Annotated in this window: 13 protein-coding genes; 5 read left to right on the top strand and 8 right to left on the bottom strand. The window is 70.3% G+C overall.

What is annotated here, in order from left to right; all coding sequences use genetic code 11:
• Window positions 1-15: 15 nt before the first annotated feature.
• From AB0O76_RS19070 to AB0O76_RS19095, 6 genes are all read right to left on the bottom strand, one after another.
• Entirely contained in the window at window positions 16-1,071 is a 1,056-nt protein-coding gene (locus tag AB0O76_RS19070; protein WP_365492382.1) for a family 2 encapsulin nanocompartment cargo protein terpene cyclase, read from the bottom strand.
• Window positions 1,072-1,387: 316 nt separating this feature from the next.
• Window positions 1,388-2,809 carry a family 2B encapsulin nanocompartment shell protein gene (locus AB0O76_RS19075; protein ID WP_365492198.1) on the bottom strand — a complete coding sequence of 474 codons (1,422 nt, stop codon included), beginning with the start codon at window positions 2,807-2,809 and terminating at the stop codon, window positions 1,388-1,390.
• A gap of 329 nt (window positions 2,810-3,138) precedes the next feature.
• Window positions 3,139-4,350 carry a low temperature requirement protein A gene (locus tag AB0O76_RS19080; protein WP_365492201.1) on the bottom strand — a complete coding sequence of 404 codons (1,212 nt, stop codon included), beginning with the start codon at window positions 4,348-4,350 and terminating at the stop codon, window positions 3,139-3,141.
• 95 nt (window positions 4,351-4,445) lie between these two features.
• Window positions 4,446-5,171, bottom strand: coding sequence for an alpha/beta hydrolase (locus AB0O76_RS19085; RefSeq protein WP_365492204.1), 726 nt, complete (start codon window positions 5,169-5,171; stop codon window positions 4,446-4,448).
• A 194-nt stretch (window positions 5,172-5,365) separates the two neighbouring features.
• Window positions 5,366-6,088, bottom strand: coding sequence for a hypothetical protein (locus AB0O76_RS19090; RefSeq protein WP_365492207.1), 723 nt, complete (start codon window positions 6,086-6,088; stop codon window positions 5,366-5,368).
• A gap of 442 nt (window positions 6,089-6,530) precedes the next feature.
• Window positions 6,531-7,631: a helix-turn-helix domain-containing protein gene (locus AB0O76_RS19095; RefSeq protein WP_365492209.1), complete on the bottom strand. Its 1,101-nt coding sequence runs from the start codon at window positions 7,629-7,631 to the stop codon at window positions 6,531-6,533.
• Window positions 7,632-7,764: 133 nt separating this feature from the next.
• Here AB0O76_RS19095 and AB0O76_RS19100 point away from each other — a divergent pair, with 133 nt between their 5' ends.
• The 4 genes from AB0O76_RS19100 (at window position 7,765) to AB0O76_RS19115 (ending at window position 9,889) form a co-directional block, all read left to right on the top strand.
• Window positions 7,765-8,394, top strand: coding sequence for a hypothetical protein (locus AB0O76_RS19100; RefSeq protein ID WP_365492212.1), 630 nt, complete (start codon window positions 7,765-7,767; stop codon window positions 8,392-8,394).
• A gap of 73 nt (window positions 8,395-8,467) precedes the next feature.
• The gene (locus AB0O76_RS19105; protein WP_365492214.1) at window positions 8,468-9,349 is read left to right on the top strand and encodes a MerR family transcriptional regulator; all 882 of its coding nucleotides are present in this window, start codon (window positions 8,468-8,470) and stop codon (window positions 9,347-9,349) included.
• Window positions 9,350-9,476: 127 nt separating this feature from the next.
• Window positions 9,477-9,656, top strand: a complete 180-nt coding sequence (locus AB0O76_RS19110) for a hypothetical protein (RefSeq protein WP_365492217.1) — start codon at window positions 9,477-9,479, stop codon at window positions 9,654-9,656.
• Between the two features lie 38 nt (window positions 9,657-9,694).
• Window positions 9,695-9,889, top strand: coding sequence for a hypothetical protein (locus AB0O76_RS19115; protein ID WP_365492220.1), 195 nt, complete (start codon window positions 9,695-9,697; stop codon window positions 9,887-9,889).
• On the opposite strand, the gene AB0O76_RS19120 is transcribed toward AB0O76_RS19115, so the two are convergent.
• Window positions 9,886-11,748: a glycosyltransferase family 87 protein gene (locus AB0O76_RS19120; protein WP_365492223.1), complete on the bottom strand. Its 1,863-nt coding sequence runs from the start codon at window positions 11,746-11,748 to the stop codon at window positions 9,886-9,888. The two genes, AB0O76_RS19115 and AB0O76_RS19120, sit on opposite strands and share 4 nt — an antisense overlap.
• A 428-nt stretch (window positions 11,749-12,176) precedes the next feature.
• Window positions 12,177-15,359, bottom strand: coding sequence for a D-alanyl-D-alanine carboxypeptidase (locus AB0O76_RS19125; RefSeq protein WP_365492226.1), 3,183 nt, complete (start codon window positions 15,357-15,359; stop codon window positions 12,177-12,179).
• Window positions 15,360-15,569: 210 nt separating this feature from the next.
• Here AB0O76_RS19125 and AB0O76_RS19130 point away from each other — a divergent pair, with 210 nt between their 5' ends.
• Complete coding sequence (locus AB0O76_RS19130) at window positions 15,570-16,337, top strand: GPP34 family phosphoprotein (protein WP_365492229.1); 768 nt, start codon at window positions 15,570-15,572, stop codon at window positions 16,335-16,337.
• Window positions 16,338-16,445: the final 108 nt, after the last annotated feature.

Genomic DNA, 16,445 nt, shown 5'->3' on the forward strand with positions numbered 1-16,445 from the left:
GGTGGTTGCCTTCTCTCACCAGTAGTTGGGCAGGGAGTAGCGGTAGGTGTTGGTCTGGTGCCATTCGTGATTGCCTGCGACCCAGGCCTCGAGGCTGGTGGCGTACCGGGCCAGGACCGGGTCCGCGGCGGCCAGGAGGGAGGATTCGTCCTCGAAGGCGTGCATGATCTCGTTGTGGATCTCGACGGCCTTCAAGTAGGCGTCCTTGAGGCCGCGTTGCTCCTCGGCGGCGATCACGACCGGCAGGTTCAGGTGGTGCTCGTCGACGGCCATCTCTTTGGTGAAGGAGTACAGGTCATTGACGAGCGTGGTGGCGTTGCAGGCCAGCGCGGTGACGCGCTGGACTTCAGGGCGGGAGTAGAGCGGCTCGGGCAGCTCGTAACCGTCCATGGCGTCCACGATGGACAGACAGGGCCGGAAGTTGTTGAACTGCCGCATCACCAGGTACTTCCACACCGGTGGGGTGGTGCGGGTCTGCGCCCAGGCGGCCTCGGCGAGGTACCCCAGGTGCAGGCGCGCCATGTCGTGGACGAACCGGGTGACCTGGCTGGGAGTGGCGATGTCCCGGTAGGCCCGGATCGCGGAGGCGTAGGAGCGCAGCGGAGCGTCCGCGGCAAGGCCCTCCTGCCACTGCTGTTGGTAGCCGTCCGCGGTGTGCAGGGGGTCCAGGGCGCTCTGCGCGATGATGAGCCGCCCGCCAAGGCCGACGGGGGATCCGCCGTAGTCCTCGCAGTAGCAGTCGTCGACGACGTTCTCCGCGACAAGGAGTTTGCCCGCGACGACGAGGTGCTCCAGGTCGACTGCGCCAGGGTGTTGCAGGACGACCGCACGGCCGGTCTGGAACCCGGCGAAGTCGCCCGCCCATTCAGGGGGAAACAGGTCGAGCTCATGGGCCCAGGCCTCGAGTGCCCTGTCCACCTCGGCGACCTTGGCCGGGTCGGCCGGCACGGCGGGCGGAACGTAGATGCCCGGAATCGGGTCACCGGCACGGGGCTTGCCCGCGGGGGCGGGAGCGGACCGGCCCTGGTTCTCGCGCGGTGGAAGGAGGGCCCTGGCTGCCGATGTACCCAAGCCGGTCGGGCCGCCGGGAAGCCACGCCACCTCCCGCCCCTCCGGGAGTACGGGCCGCTCGATCGTCGGCTCCGGCGGTACGGGCAGCTCAGCCGCCGACTCCGGCGGTGCAGGCAGCTCAGCCGTCGGCTCCGGCGGTACGGGCAGCTCCGCCGCCGGCTCCGGCGGTACGGCGCACAGCTCCCGCTCACCGGGACGTGCCTGGTCGGACAGTGAGGCGCCCACCGGACCCGCCACCCCAGGGGCGGTCGGTACGGCGAACACCCGGGACGGGGACGACACCGCTCAGCCCTCCTTACCTCGCCGAACCGGGTGCTCAGTCACGCGGTCGTACCTCGACGTTCTCGAGCAGGCCGATCGCGTCCGGGACGAGTACGGCGGCGGAGTAGTAGGTGCTGACGAGGTAGGAGATGATGGCCTTCTCGTCGATTCCCATGAAGCGTGCGTTGAGTCCGGGCTCGACCTCGTCGGGCAGGCCGGTCTGGTGCAGGCCGATGACGCCCTCGTTGTCCTCGCCGACGCGCATGGCGATGATCGACGAGGTGTGGTGTTCCGAGACCGGGATCTTGCCGCACGGCAGGATCGGGACGCCCCGCCACGCGGGAATGTGATGGCCGTCGACGTCGACGCTGCCGAAGTAGAGGCCCCGCTTGTTGCACTCCTTGCCGAAGGCGGCGATGGCGCGCGGGTGGGCGAAGATGTAGTTGGTCCCGCGGCGCATGCTGATCAGGTCGTCGAGGTCGTCCGGGGTGGGCGCGCCGTTGCTCGACGGGATGCGCTGGTCGAAGTCGGCGTTGTGGAGCAGCCCGAAGTCCGGATTGTTGACGAGTTCCTTCTCCTGGCGCTCGCGCAGCGCCTCGATGGTCAGCCGCAGCTGCTGCTGCGTCTGGTTCATCGGCTGGTTGTAGAGGTCGGCGACCCGGCTGTGCACCTTCAGCACGGTCTGCGCCACGCTCAACTCGAGCTCGCGCGGCTTGAGTTCGTAGTCCACGAACGTGGTCGGCAGGGTCGGTTCACCCTCGTGGCTGGAGAGAAACTCGATCGCGGCCTCACCGGCCTTGTTCGTCGCCTTCCGCGCATTGGCACTGAGCTCCTGGACGTGCGACCGAAGCGCCTCGCACTGGCCGGCTACCGCCTTGTAGGCGCTCTGCGGCAGCGCCAGGACGGTCGTCGCGGTCACCGCACGGGCCGTGAAGTCCCACTTGCCGTCCGCCCCCGCGAGTACGCTGCCACCGAAGCTGTCGCCGTCCGACAGTCGGCCGACGACGGCCTCGCCCTCGTACTTCGCGGGCTTGACCTGTTCCACCTTGCCGTGCGCGACCAGGAAGACGTGATCGGCCTTCTTGCCCTGCCGAACGATGACCTGACCGGGGTCGAACTCCTTCTGGACGAACTTGTCGGCCAGCGCGCCCAACGCCATGTGGTCTTCGAACCCGCGCAGCAGCGGCAGTTCGGCCAGCTCCGCGGGGATGACACGGAGCTTGGACCCGTTCTTGTCGAACGACACCTTGCCGTCCCCGACCGTGAACGACAGTCGTCGGTTCACGCGGTAGGCACCGCCAGGGACGTCGACCCACGGCAGCTTCCGCAGCAGCCACCGTGAGCTTTTCCCCTGCATCTGGGGTTCGGACTTGGTGGTGGTCGCAAGGTTCCGCGCCGCCGCCGTGCTGAGGCTGAGCTGCTGCTGTGCTTGTTCCTGCGCCTTCGCGGCTTCTGACACGCGCGTCTGGACAGTCATCGGCTACCTCTCCCATGTCATGAGATGACCCGCCTGACTCCAGCAGGGCAGACTTCACCAAGGAGCAGACGTGGTTACGTTCCGTACACATTGGTAACGCATTGTGACGGATCCGCGTGGCAGGCGCGACGGGAAATGAGCAGGCCGCCACCACGCCCGGCGAGACACGGGTTCGGCACGCATGAGGCCGGAAAGCGCTGCGAACACGTGAGAACCAAGGAGCGGGTGTCGCAGGTTCGAATCCTGCCGGGGGCACCAGCATTACGCCGCTGACCTAAGGCTTCCTGCTGGTCCGCGAACCGGCAGGTGCGCCTGACGGTCCTCGGAGGTCAACTCGCCTGAGGTGAGGCCGGCTTCGCGCTCGCGGTGCGCCGCCCCTCCAGAGCCAGCACTCCCGCCACCACCCCCGCCAACACCGCAAGGGCAACCAGCGCCGGTACCACCGCGACCACCACCCCCGCGCAGAGGCAGAGCGCGCCCCCGGCGATCAGCGGCGCGGACCGTTGTCCGGCAGTACGCAACAAGATTGCCGCGGCGGCGGCCAAGAACACGCCCACACCGCCGGGAAGCGCCCAGGCCACCACCCCGTGCAGCGGCTCGGACAGGTCGTAGTGGGCGGTGTCGGCGACCTGCTTGAGGACCTTCTTCATTCCCAGCGCGGTGAGCACGACCCCACCCACGAGCGGCAGATGCAGGAAGGTGTAGACGTCGCGGGCGAAGCGGGTCTGGTCATCGCCGGACAGTGCCGCGAGCCGATGCTCGGTCGCAGTGCTCACCTGCCCGAAGTACACCCGCCACAGCCCCGCCACCACGAGCAGGCCCACCGCGGCCGCTCCCAATACCGGCCAGGTGAGAACGAATCCGGATACGCCCACCCCGATGGCGACGATCGACTCGCCGAGGGCGATGATGACGATCAGTCCGTGCCGTTCGGAGAAGTGGCCCGGTGAGGCCACGCGCCAGCCGGAGCCGCCGACGAGGTAGATCCCGAAGTAGTCGACCGCCACGGCGCCGAGCCAGAACAGCACCTGGGCGAGGCCGCTGAAGGCGCACCCGGCCAGGAGCAGGGCGAACGGCGGCGCCACGGAGAGCAGCGCGGTCCGCCGCAAGGTGGCCCGGAGCACCGAGTCATCCGGGTCGGACATCCAGTACGTGATGAGATGCAGCACCCGCACAGCGCCGTAACAGAGTACGAAGACGAGCGGCACCGGCAGCCCGCCGGCCGCGTCCGCATACACGTCGGGCACGGTCAGCGAGACGACCATGACCACGGCCATCACCGCGACGAGCACCCCGAACACCGCCCCGGAGTCGGCCCGCACCACATTCCCCAGCCAGGCGAAACAGCACCAGCACCACCACAGCAGCGCGAGCACGACGCCCGCGCCGAGCAGCCGCAGCGCGGTCGGGTCGGCCGCCATGAGCGCGGTGACCTGTGTGATGGCGTACACGAAGACCAGGTCGAAGAACAGCTCGGCGGACGTGACGCGATGCTCGCCCTCCGTCGGAACGATGCGCGAACGCTCACCGCGTGTGGCCACGACTTCCCCTCCCGACCGGACCCCCCGCCCGGTCGAACCCGGGCGGAACAATACCGCCCCGCCGTCCAAGCGGACGGCAGGGCTTCGAACCGGTCTCACTTCAGGTGTCGGCCGAAGAACCGGCCCCCGTCCTCCAGCTCGAACCACGGGGTGCCGAGGTGTCCGCCCGCATTGGCGTGCAGCGTCTTCTCCTTGCTGCCGAAGGCGTCGAACAGGTCCAGGGCCCGCTGCCGGGGGTTTCCTTCGTCGTCCCACTGCAACAGGAACAGCAGCGGAATGGTGACCTGCCGGGCCTCCTCGCGTTGGGCGCGGGGCACGTAACCCCCGGCGAAGAAGCCGGCGGCCGCGATGCGCGGCTCGACCACCGCGAGGCGGATGCCGAGGGCGGTCCACCCCCCGGAGTACCCGACCGGGCCGCAGATCTCGGGCAGCTCAAGGAGGGCGTCCAGGGTGGTACGCCAGTCCGGGACCGCCTTTTCGACCATCGGGCCGACGACGGACTCGAAGATCTCATCGACCGGCTCACCGGCCTGCATCGCCCGGCGGAGCTCGGCACGGGCCTGCTCGTCGGCGGCGGAACGGGGCCGGTCACCGCACCCGGCGGCGTCGATGGTGGCCACCGCGTAGCCGTACGCCGCGGTTTGCCGGGCCCTGGCCACCAGCCGGGCATCCCTCATGGGCAGGCCGTTGTTGTGGGCCATCAGGAGCAGCGGGGCCGGTGCGGGGGATCCGGGCGTCCACAGGGTGCCGGGGATCTCGCCGAGGGTGAACTCGCGCTCAAGGACGTTGTTGTCGAGGCGTTGTTCAGAAGTGAAGTGCATGGTCGTGCCTTTCGGGAGTGCGCTTGAACGGCGCTCCCGGACGACAACCTATCGCCCGACCGTGACCCCGGAGGGGAGCACCCATGTCGATACTGCGTTCACGGGTACCACCTCCTCTTCTCTCGCACGGCCTCCAGCAGACTAGCGGCGGTCGCCGTGGTCAGCCAACGGGATTTTCCGGAGGCCCAACGCCGTCATCCCCGGTGGCGGATGCGTACGCCGTGGCGCGTGCGCATGCGGTGCAGTTCCCACAGGGCCACCGCGGTCACGGACACCGGGCCGCCGAGTACCGCGCACCACTGTGCGGCCGGCGGCCCGTGCGGCATTCCGCCTTCCAGCGCGACGCTGCAGAGCATCAGCTCCCAGACGAGTACGACGGTGAGCGCGGCCGGCAGGGCGGCGTGCACGTTGGACGTGTTGAAGGCATAGCGGGCGGCGTAGGCCGAGGAGAAGCCGAGGAACGGCAGCAGCCAGACGATGCCGATGAGCAGCGCGAGCGCGATGAGGCCGTTCACGAGCGTGCCGTAGTTCTGCTTCAGGATGACGGTGCTGCCCGCCAGGACGAGTCCGACGCCCACGAAGATGCCGATGTACCAGCCCACGGCCTTGAGCGGCGCGCGCAGCCGGGAGCGGAGCAGCCGCCGTTGGTCGGCGGGCGCGTAGCGGATGAAGCCGAGGACGACCAGCGGCCCGGTGACTATGAGCAGCAGCGGGGCCAGGATCAGCTTCACCACACCGTCGTTGGCGACCCCGGCCCAGCCGTCGTCCGCGCCGTAGGTGTAGACGAGGAGCAGGCTGGCGGCCGCGCCCACGATCGCTCGCCACAGTTGCACCTGCGTCACCAGCCGGTCCGCGATGCGGCCGGGGCCCGGCTGATTGAAGATCGCCTCGGCGCGGCGGCGGGCGGAGCGGATCACCGGGATGAGCGGTGAGACGAAGAAGAGCGCGCAGCCGGAACGCCACCGCCGGACGGGCTGAGGCGGGTAGGGCTGAGGCGGATAGGGCTGAGGCCGGTAGGGCTGAGGCGGATAGGGCTGCGGGTACGGGTGCGGAGCCGGCGGTGGCGGGCCGTACGGATCCGGGGCACCGCCTCCCTGCGGAGAGCCGTTCCCCGGACCCCAGCCCTGATATCCCCCGTGTGCCACCGTTCCCCCTAGCCTCCTGCGCCGCATCTGAGCGCGCGCAGTTTACTGGCCGGAACCGAACGGGTGTCATCGGCAGCAAGGCATCCCAGTGTTTCAGTCCCCCCGGGCGCCACTGTGCCACGTGACCGGTGTCCGTCCGCATGGCCTGCACGTCCCGCCCCTGAATCCACTGGGATGCCGTGGACCACTGTCCTCGCGCCGGGCGGCCAGGGCTTTAGCAGCGCGCGCGGTCGTTCTTCGCATCCAGCGCACCGGCCCGGAGTTCCCTCACATCCAGCGCACCCGCCCGGATTTCCCTCGCATCCAGCGCACCCGCCCTCACCTCGCTCGGCGGGACGCCGTAGGCATTGCGGAACGTGCGGCTGAAGTCTGCCGGGTGGCGGAATCCCCATCGGGCGGCGATCTCGCCGATGGGCAGGCGGCGTAGGGCGGGGTCGGTCAGGTCGGCTCGGCAGCGTTCCAGGCGGCGGCGCCGGATCGTGGCGCTCACGGACTCCGGTTCGCTGCGGAAGAGTTGATGGAGGGTGCGTACGGAGATGTGGTGGTGGGCGGCGACGGCCGCGGGGCGCAGCTCCGGGTCGGCCAGGTTGTGGTCGATGAAGGCGTTGATGCGGGCGAGGAGTATCGCCTGGCGCGTCTCCGCGGGCAGCGCGTCCGCGTCGCCGAGGTGCGCGGCAAGGAGGGACGCGGCCAGGTCCACGCCGATGGCACCGAGCCGCGCCAACTCCTCGGGCCCGCAGTCGCGGGCGGCGTCCGCAAGGCCCCTCAGGTACGGAACCAGCAGGGCCCCGGATCCGGATCGGGTGGAAAGACGCTCGGCCAGCAGCCTGTCCGCCCGCCCGTTCGCCAGCGGAAGCACGGTCCGCGGCAGCCGTAACTGCGTGGTCTGGCAGGGTCGGCCCTGGTCGAGGAACTCCACGGCCAGCGGGTGCGACGTGGAGAACAGAGCTATCTCGCCCGCTTCCAGGCAGGCGAGACCGCGCCCCTGCTCGAGCCGGATCGAGGTGCCGCCCCCGACCAGGACCAGGAAGTACTCCTCGGTGTCCTGGCGGCGGATCTGGACAGGGGAGCGCCAGGCCGACATCGGGGAGTAGGTGAAGGTCCCCATCGGGCTGTGCGGCAGTTGCACGGTTTCCGCCCGTCCCACGAAGCGGGACGCGTACGGGCTGCGGGTCGTCACGGGCATGACCGCCTCGCCCACCATGTCGTTCCACCAGCCGAACCGGTCCGACGCGGGAATCGATTCGGTGTCCACCGTCACCACCGGCCCGGTCGCCCTGCTGCTCCGCTCCGCCGTGTTCTCGAGGATGGGCATACAACGATGATGCCGGGCCGAGGAGTTGGCAGAAAAGAGAGCCGCCGCCCGCCGAAGTTCCCCACGGCCGTTACAGGCCCCTGGGCGCCGCTCTCCCCTTCCCCAACCGCCCACCGCCTGCCATCGTTCCGATATGTATCCCTATGGGCCGCCTCCCGGACCCCCGCCGCGCATAGACGCACGGCAACTGCGGCCCCGGCGGCGGTGGTTCGTCGTCGCGGGAGTGATCGCGGCCGTCTGTGTGGGCATCGGCATCGGCAGCTTCGTGATCACGTTGACCTCGGCGGTGGACTCCGTCGACGACGGCAGGGCATTCGCCAGCGGGCAGTCCGTCACGGTGCGGATCGCGCCCGACGACGACGCCGCCATCTACGTACGCAGCCCCTTCGTCGCCCGTGCGCACTGCAAGGTCTCGGGTCCGCCCGACTCCGTGCCGCGTGTGACGACGCCCGGCGGGACGTTCAACGTGACCAAGGGCGACGCCAGATGGGAGCGGGCGTTCGTGCTCAAGACGGATACGGACGCGGACTACCGGGTGATGTGCGACGACCCGGGCGGCGTCCTGACCTTCGCCCCCGGCGACGACACCGACGTCTCGTCCTTCGTCAGCGGCATAGCGGTGACCGTCCTGGTCCCGCTCGGCGGGATCCTCGCGGCCGCAGCCCTGGCGATCATCGTCGGCGTACGGCGCGGCAGGCACCGACGGTGGCTTGAGGCCCAGGCCTATTACGGATACGGCCCCGGCGGCAGGCCGCCCGCTTGACCTTGCCCCTGGGGCAGAGCGCATCGTCCGGAGCACCGGGCCGACAACGGGCCCGGTGACGGAGGATGCCCCCATGGACCCGGACCCGGACCCGCTGCTCACCATCGGTGAATTCGCCGCCCGCGCGCGGCTCTCGCCCAAGGCGCTGCGCCTGTACGACCGTTTGGGGCTGCTGGCCCCCGCGTACGTGGACGGGGCCACCGGCTACCGCTACTACCGCACGGCCCAGGTGGAGGACGCCCGCACGGTCGTCCTGCTGCGCCGGCTCGGCATGCCGCTCGCGGACATCACCGGGATCGTCGCCCTGGACGGCGAGCGGGCGGCCCGGGCGGTCGCCGCGTACTGGGCGGGTGTCGAGGAGCGCCATGCCGAGCAGCGCACGCTTGCGGGGTACCTCCGTGGACGCCTTTCAGGAACAGGAAGAGGACCCACGATGGATGCGACGTACGAGAAGGACTTTCCGGTCAGGACCATCGACGTACCTGAGCAGTACGTCATCAGCGAGACCCGGCATCTGCTCGCCGAGGAGCTGCCGGTCTGGATCGACGCCTCCACGCGCCGCCTCGAAGAGGCGGCCGAGGCCGAGTGCGGGGGCGCCGCGGGCGCACCGCTCGTCGTCTACCACTCCGAGGTGACGCAGGACAGCGACGGCCCCGCGGAGGCGTGCGTCCCGGTCAGGGACGCGGCAGCCGCACGGGCGTGGGCGGGAACGGCGGGGCGGCAGCGGGGCGTCGCATCGCGCGTGGAGCCCGCCCACCGGCTCGCCTTCACCCGGATCACGAAGGCGCAGGTCTCCTACCCGCAGATCCTCGCCGCGTTCGAGGCGGTCGAGGAGTGGATCGCCCGCGAGGGCCTGAAGGTCACGGGCCCGTGCCGCGAGATCTACTTCGCGGAGTGGGAGACGACGGGCCCCGACGACCAGGTGTGCGACGTGGCGTTCCCCGTGAGCCGGTAGCCGGTCTCACCGGTAGCCGGTAGCCGGTAGCCGGTAGCGGTATGACGTCCGGGTCCGCCTCCCGGGGGAGGCGGACCCGTTCTCCGGACAGACGCGGGCGCCCGGCGGCAGGCCATAGCTTCGGCGCATGCGCTCCCACCCCGATTCCCAGCCGTCCCCCATGCGGATGGGTGTCATGTACGAGGACGTCATCGGGCCCGGTGACCACAGCGACACCAAGATCGCGGCCTTCCTCGTCTACGACGGTCTGATCACCCTCATGTCGGCGGCCGGGATCGGCTGCTCCTGTTCGGCTGCGCCCTGCTGACGCTGCGCGGGCTGCCCGGCCTCGTCGAGAACATCACCGTGGCGACCGGACTCACCCCGCACGGCCTTCTCGGCATGGAGGACGAGGCGATCGACACCGGCACCTGGTCCTTCTGGGAGGGCATGGTCATCAACTCGTACTTCTTCCTGGGCGCGGTCACGCTGATCCCGGCGACACGGCGCTACACGCGCGCCCTCCGGGCGGCCGGGACCGCATCCCCGACCGCCGCTTAGCGCACGCTCTCCCGCAGCTCCTCCGGGCAGGCGGTGCCGCGCGGCAGCTGGTAGGGGGCGCCCAGGCGGTAGGTGCCGGACTTGGGGGCGAGGAGTTCGGTCCACTTGTCGCCGTCGGCGTTCTCCTCGGCCTCCATCAGGCAGCCGTTGAGGTTGTCGAACTCCTTGGGCAGGTCCCCGTCGACTTCGCGCCGCTGCTTGGACTCCTCGGTCTCCACAGGGCGCTCGACGCCCTTGCCCTCGGCGTCCACGATGCTCAGCCACGGCGAGTACGGGATGCGGACGACGACCTTGCCCGGCTTCTTCACCTCGATCGTCCACTCGCCCTGCTCGGCGCGCTTGACGACGGCGGGCGGATCGGCGAGCGGGTTCGGGTTGATGACCTCGTACAGCTGCCAGTTCGAGTCCACCCACACCTGCTTCAGATACGGCAGGCCCTTCTCGATGAGCGCGGCCTCACGCTTGCCGCCGTCGCCGTCGGGCTCGCCGTTGGGCACCACCACGAAGTGCACGGACCAGCGCTGCAGCCACTCGTGGTAGTTGGCCGAGTTGAGGGTGTCGTCGTAGAAGAGCGGGTTGCGCTCCATGTCCGCCTGCCGGTTCCAGCCGCGGGCGAGGTTCACGTACGGCGAGAGCGCGGAGGCCTCGCGGTGGCTGCGCGCGGGCACCACCTCGACGCGGCCCTTGTCCGCGCCGACCTCCTGCAGCTCGTTGACGATCGGCGCAAGCTCGTGCGACCAGGTCGCGGCAGGCGTCGTGTGGACGACGTCGTCCCCGGCCTTGAACCCGATCCAGCCGACGAAGCCGACGATGGCCACCACGATCACGTACCACTGGCGGGACTTCGGCACGGCGAACGGCAGCGCGGCGAGCAGCACGACGCCCGCGAAGGACATCGCGAGGCGGGTGATGTTCGAGCCGATCTGCGAGCTGATGAGCCAGACGCCGAGCACGAAGACCGCGTACACGGCGGTCGTGATCCGCACGGTCTTCCACTGCTTCGGTACGGCGTAGAAGACGAACCCGGCGTAGAGCAGCGGCAGTGAGGCCGACCCGAACGACATCGGCTGCGTACCGGAGAACGGGAAGAGCCACGCGGAGACGCCGACGACGGCGGCCGGCGCGAGCCCGAGCGCGTACGCCCCGGGGTACCGCTTGCTGAGGAACAGCGCGACGGCGACAAGCCCCACGAAGAGCCCGGCCACCGGGCTTCCCATGGTCGCGAGCGCGGCGAACGGCGCGGCGACCAGTGCCTTCGCCCACCGCTTGTAACGCCAGCGGTACGGCCAGCAGAAGACGGCGGCGACCGCCATGAGCGCGAACATCTGGCCGAGGCCGTACGTCACGCGGCCCGAGACGGCGTTGCAGAACAGTGCGAAGACGCCCGCGAGCGCGGGCCACAACGGCTGCTTCACCGCGCGGCTGCGGATCAGGATCATCGTGAGCAGCGCGGCGGAGAGCGTACCGGCGACCATCATCGTGGTCCGGACGCCGAGTACCGACATCAGATACGGCGAGATGACGCTGTACGACACCGGGTGCATTCCGCCGTACCAGGCGAGGTTGTACGCGGAGTCGGGGTGTCGTCCGACGAACTCCGCCCAGGCGTCCTGGGCGGCGAGGTCTCCGCCGCCGTTGGCGGTGGTGAAGAACCAGACGAGGTGCAGCACGGCCGCGGACACGGTCGCGATGGTCACCGGGTGGCGCAGGAACCGGCGCGGCCAGGGGGCCCGTTCGGGCGCCGCGGGCTCGGGGCGGCGCTGGGCGGGCAGCTGTATTCGTGCGCCGGTGCGCGAGGTTCCACCGGAGCCGGGCTCAGGATCCGCGTCGTCGGCTCGCGTCGGCTCCGCTGTGGCCACTGAAGGCTCTCCCCGTGTTTGTTCCTGTCCTGGGGGCGAGCGCCTGGGGGTTCGTCCCGGAACACCCCTTTACTCATCCCGGCGTACTACCCCGAGCTTGTGACGCTAGCACGCAGGACGGGAGGAGGCCCGAGGTGGTTCCTCCCCCCGCCCTTGAGTCCGGCCGACTTCGGCCAACCGCGTTCGGCCGCTTGGCGTATGTGCGGTTGCGGGGCCTGCGTACGTGTGTTGCCCGGTGGTGCTAGGGCCTGTCCGATGGGTCCTGCCGGGGTCGCGGGCCCTGGCACGCCCATCTGCCGCGTTGTCGTCGGTTGCCAACGCTCCGCGTTGTCGCCCTCCTCCGCCTTGCAGCTGCACGCACCAGGGCCCGCTCGGCCCTGCTGAATCGGCACCCGGCGCGAAGACCGGCCCGACCCATCAGACAGGCCCTAACCGACGCGCTTCAGCTTGGCACCGAAGCCCGGTTCGTTCAGGTCGCTCTGGAGGGCGACCGGCACCTCGATGGCGCCGCCCTTGCCGTCGCCGACGCTCAGCACACCGACCTTGGTGCCGGCCTTCGCCGAGTGCGGGACGGTCTTGCCCTTCTCCGCGTCGAGCTCCAGCTTCACCGTCAGACCGGACCAGCCGACCGCCTCTACGTCCTCGGTGGCGATGACGGGGGTCGCCCCACCGAGCCCGTCCTCGACTTCACCCACCACATCGCCCTTCTTCACGATGGTCTTCGCGGTGAGCGCGCCCTGTCCGGCCTCGATGAGCTTGCGGGTGACGCCGGTTACCTCGTCGATGTTGGCGACGCCGTTGTTGCCGTACTGGCCGAGGGCGGCGCCGATGATGGTCTGCGTCTCGCCGCCGACCTTCTTCTCCGCCGCGAAGAGGATGTTGCCGCCGGCCGCGGTGGTGGTGCCGGTCTTGATGCCGATGGCGACGGTCGGGACGAGGCCGAAGAAGTTGTTCTGCTTGTCGCCGTTGAGGTCCTTGTAGCTGGGCTGCCGCGAGATCTCGTTGAAGACGGGATTCTCCATGGCGGCCCGCCCCAGCTTCACAAGATCCTCTGCGGTCGACACGGTCGTCTTGTCGAGGCCGCTGGGGTCCGTGTAGTGGGTGTTCTTCATCCCCAGCTCCTTGGCGGTCTCGTTCATCTTCGCGACGAACTCGTCCTCGGATTCGCTCTTGGTGTCCCAACGGGCGAGCAACTTGGCGATGTTGTTCGCGGACGGCAGCATGACCGCCTGCAGGGCCTCGTACTCGTCGATCTTCTGACCTTCCGTGACCTTCACCACGGACTCGTTGGCCGGCTTGCCCGTCTCGTAGTGCTTCTGCGCGGCGGCGTCGACGGGGATCTTCGGGCCGGTGTCGCCCTTCTCCAGCGGATGATCGCGCAGGATCAGATAGACCGTCATGACCTTGGCGATGCTCGCGATCGGTACGGGCTTCTGGTCGCCGGAGGTCCCGAAGCTGCCGATGCCGTTGACGTCCATCGCGGCCTGGCCCTGACTCGGCCACGGCATGGACGGCTTGCCGCCCTCGAAGCTGACGGAGTCCTTGGCGGTGAGCTTCAGGGTGGGCGTCGGCAGCGGCCGCACGGCCTGTACGACCGCAAAGACGATCACGAGGAGCAGTACGAGCGGCGTCCAGATCTTGACCCGCCGCACGGCGGTGCGGACGGGGGTCTCGGCCGGCGGCGGGGTGTTGGTCAGCTCGGCGAGAAGATCCAGCGGCGGCTTGGGCGGCAGCGGCTGCTGGGTGGTGCGCTCGGGGCCTACGTTGCCTGGCGCGGGCGCCTCGGGCTTGGCACCGGCGGGCGCGCCGGGCTGCTCGTCGAGCGGCTTGAGCGCGACGAACTTACTGGTGCGCTCGGCGTCACTCTCGGGCTTGGGAGCGGTCTTGGGGTCGTTCTTGGGCGCGGGCCTGGGAGCGGACTTGGGGTCGTTCTTGGGCGCGGGCCTGGGAGCGGACTTGGGGTCAGCCTTCGCCGCGGACGCCGCAGCGGCCTGTGCGTCACCCTTTGCACCGGACTTTGCACCACCGGCATCGAGCTTTGCGGAGTCGCCGCCCTTGCCGCCGGGCTTGTGGTCCCCGATCTTGAGCATGGTGGTCGGCTGATCGACAGCCTTGGGGGGCAAGGCCCGGAACACGGCGGTGGCCTGGTCTACGCCGGGGGACTTGGGGGCCTTGGGGGCCTTGAGGTCGGCGTCGGGCTTGGCGTCCTTGGATCCGGGGTCGGACTTGGCATCGCTCGGGGGCTTGGAGTCGCTCTCGGACTTGGCGCCCTTCGAGCCGTCGCCGGACTTGGCGTCCTTGGCGACTGCGGGGGCCTGGTCCCCGGCGGGGGTGTCGCCCTTCGCGGGGGTGCCGTCGACGGCCGGGGCGGAGCTCTCGGCGGCGGAGGCTTCCTTGGCCGGGGCGTCGTCGTTGGCGGGGGTTTTGCTCGCTTCCGGAGCATCACCCACGGCGGAAGCGGCACCCTTGGCGGCAGCAACGGCCTCAGCAGGGGCCACGCCCCCGGAGGCAGAGGCTCCCTCGGCAGGGGCGGCGTCCCTGGCGGAAGCCTTGCTCGCTTCCGGAGCATCACCCACGGCGGGGGCGTCGCTCTTGGCCGGGGCGACGCCCTCGGCGGAAGCAGCGGTCTCAGCCGGGGCGACGCTCTCGGCAGCGGAGGTTCCGTCGGCGGAGGCGTCGTCCCTGGCGGAAGCCTTGCTCGCTTCCGGGGCGTCGTCCCCGGCGGAGGCTTCGCCCTTGGCCGGGGCGGCGCTCCCGGAGGCAGAGGCTTCCTCGGCCGAGGCGTCGCTCTTAGCCGGGGCAACGTCCGTGGCGGCGGCCGCGGACGCAGCACGGGCGGCGCTCGCAGCGGCGGAGGTGTCGTCCTTGGTGGGGGTCCCGCTCGCTTCCGGAGTGTCGCCCTTGGCCGGAGCCTTGCCCTCGGCCGATGTGTCGTCCGCAGCGGGGGTGTCGCCGGTCGCGAGGCCTGCGGCTTCGGCAGAAGCGTTATCCCCGGCGGAGGCGTCATCCGTGGCCAAGGCCTCACCTCCAGCAGGAGGGGCGTCCTCGGCGGGGGCCCCGGCCTTCGCCTTCGCGGCAGCAGCGGCCCCGGCAGGAGTCTCGCCCCCTGCGAGGGCCTCGCCCTGCGCAGAAGTCGCTCCACCCTCGGCAGGGGAACCCTGCTCTGCGGCGGCAGCATCGCCCTCGGCAGCAGCCCCACCCACAGCGGGAGCACCCTCCCCGGCAGCGCCCTCGCCGCCCGCGACCCACGCGGCGACCGCGGCCCGCAGCCGCGCGTCACCGTTCGCCTCGCCACCGGAAGCCTCCGAGGGCTCCGAGGCCGCAGAGGACTCCGAAGGCTCCGGGGACTCCGGGGAGCCGGAAGCCTGTGTGGGCCCGGCGGGCCCAGCAGACGCTGCTGCTGCCTCCGTCACCGCCTTCGTGGAGAAGATCGCCGTCGCCGAGTCCTCCTCCCGCGCCTGCGGGACCTCGCGGGCCACCGCCAGGCGCGGGTCCGCGCCGGAGGCCGGGGTCGGTTCAGCGGTCGGGTTCCCCGACGACTTGCCAGACGACTTCCGCTGCTGCGACCTGTCGGGGGTCTCGCCCGCCACCGATGCCTCCTCGTACGCCATGCCTTATGCGTGATGCTGATGCGTTGCCGTTGCGCCAAAACCGGCCGGACCCACTGTCCGAACCATGTACCAGTGTCCTGTGTGAGGGCTTAACCCCCGTGGTAGACGAGAACGACATACCTACTGGTTCCCGTACTTACCGGTCACGCACTCTCGACAGACCAATGTGAGAGGGGTCACCCTGTCATTCATCCACGCGGGGAGGCATGGATGGGCAGGAGCCGCAGAACAATTCCGGAGGAGCTTCTGCTGCTCGCTTTGGACCCGGCCACGGGTACCACAGCGCAGCCGCAGTCGCTCGACCTCGGTCTGGCCGGAGCACAGCTAGTGGAGCTGGCGCTGGCCGGACGGATAGCCCCAGACGGGGATCGTATCGCCGTGGTGATGCCACGGCCGACCGGAGATCCGACTCTGGACTCCGCACTGGAACTGCTGCGCAGGCGCGGCAGCCCGGTTCGGGCGGTCCATTGGATTGGCGGGCCCCGACTGGGGCTGCGCCAGATCTACCTCGCGCACCTGGAGCGGTGCGGCATGGTGCATGCCGTATCGGGCCAGATGTGCGGAGTACTGCCGACGACTCGCTACCAAGCGACGGACACGGCGATCAGCCGGGACATCAGGGCCCGGCTGGACAGCGCGATCCGCACCGGCGTACCGCCGGACCCGCGGACCGCGGCGCTCGCCGCGCTGGCCCATGCGGTCGGACTCGGCAAGCACCTGTATCCCGGGAACGAGGGGCGTTCATCGCGCTCCAGGCTCCGGGATCTGATCAGGCACGACCCCATGGGCGGCCTCGTGGCGCACGCCGTGATGGACGTCCAGAACGGTGTGGCCGCTCAGCCGCGCCGTAGTCCGGCCCCAGCGGGACCGGGCGGCGGGCCGGGCGGTGGCCGACAGACGGCCAGGACCGCTCCGGAACCGGGCGTGGTCCCGATGCAGCCACGCCGTGGATCCATGGCACGCGCCGTGGCCCACTGAGCCCGGCCGGGCGCGATCCCGGCCGAGCAGTCCAGCAGGCGAGCAGGCGAGCAGTCCAGCAGTCCAGCAGTCCAGCAGTCCAGCAGTCCAGCAGGAACGAACCAGCAC

It is taken from the genome of Streptomyces sp. NPDC086554 (assembly GCF_040686095.1).
Lineage (GTDB): Bacteria > Actinomycetota > Actinomycetes > Streptomycetales > Streptomycetaceae > Streptomyces.

What these genes read in the sequence shown, in the direction of transcription:
- AB0O76_RS19075 (WP_365492198.1), bottom strand. Translation starts at nt 2,809, where the DNA reads ATGACTGTCCAGACGCGCGTGTCAGAAGCCGCGAAGGCGCAGGAACAA.
- AB0O76_RS19085 (WP_365492204.1), bottom strand. Translation starts at nt 5,171, where the DNA reads ATGCACTTCACTTCTGAACAACGCCTCGACAACAACGTCCTTGAGCGC.
- AB0O76_RS19095 (WP_365492209.1), bottom strand. Translation starts at nt 7,631, where the DNA reads ATGCCCATCCTCGAGAACACGGCGGAGCGGAGCAGCAGGGCGACCGGG.
- AB0O76_RS19100 (WP_365492212.1), top strand. Translation starts at nt 7,765, where the DNA reads ATGTATCCCTATGGGCCGCCTCCCGGACCCCCGCCGCGCATAGACGCA.
- AB0O76_RS19105 (WP_365492214.1), top strand. Translation starts at nt 8,468, where the DNA reads ATGGACCCGGACCCGGACCCGCTGCTCACCATCGGTGAATTCGCCGCC.
- AB0O76_RS19110 (WP_365492217.1), top strand. Translation starts at nt 9,477, where the DNA reads ATGCGCTCCCACCCCGATTCCCAGCCGTCCCCCATGCGGATGGGTGTC.
- AB0O76_RS19125 (WP_365492226.1), bottom strand. Translation starts at nt 15,359, where the DNA reads ATGGCGTACGAGGAGGCATCGGTGGCGGGCGAGACCCCCGACAGGTCG.
- AB0O76_RS19130 (WP_365492229.1), top strand. Translation starts at nt 15,570, where the DNA reads ATGGGCAGGAGCCGCAGAACAATTCCGGAGGAGCTTCTGCTGCTCGCT.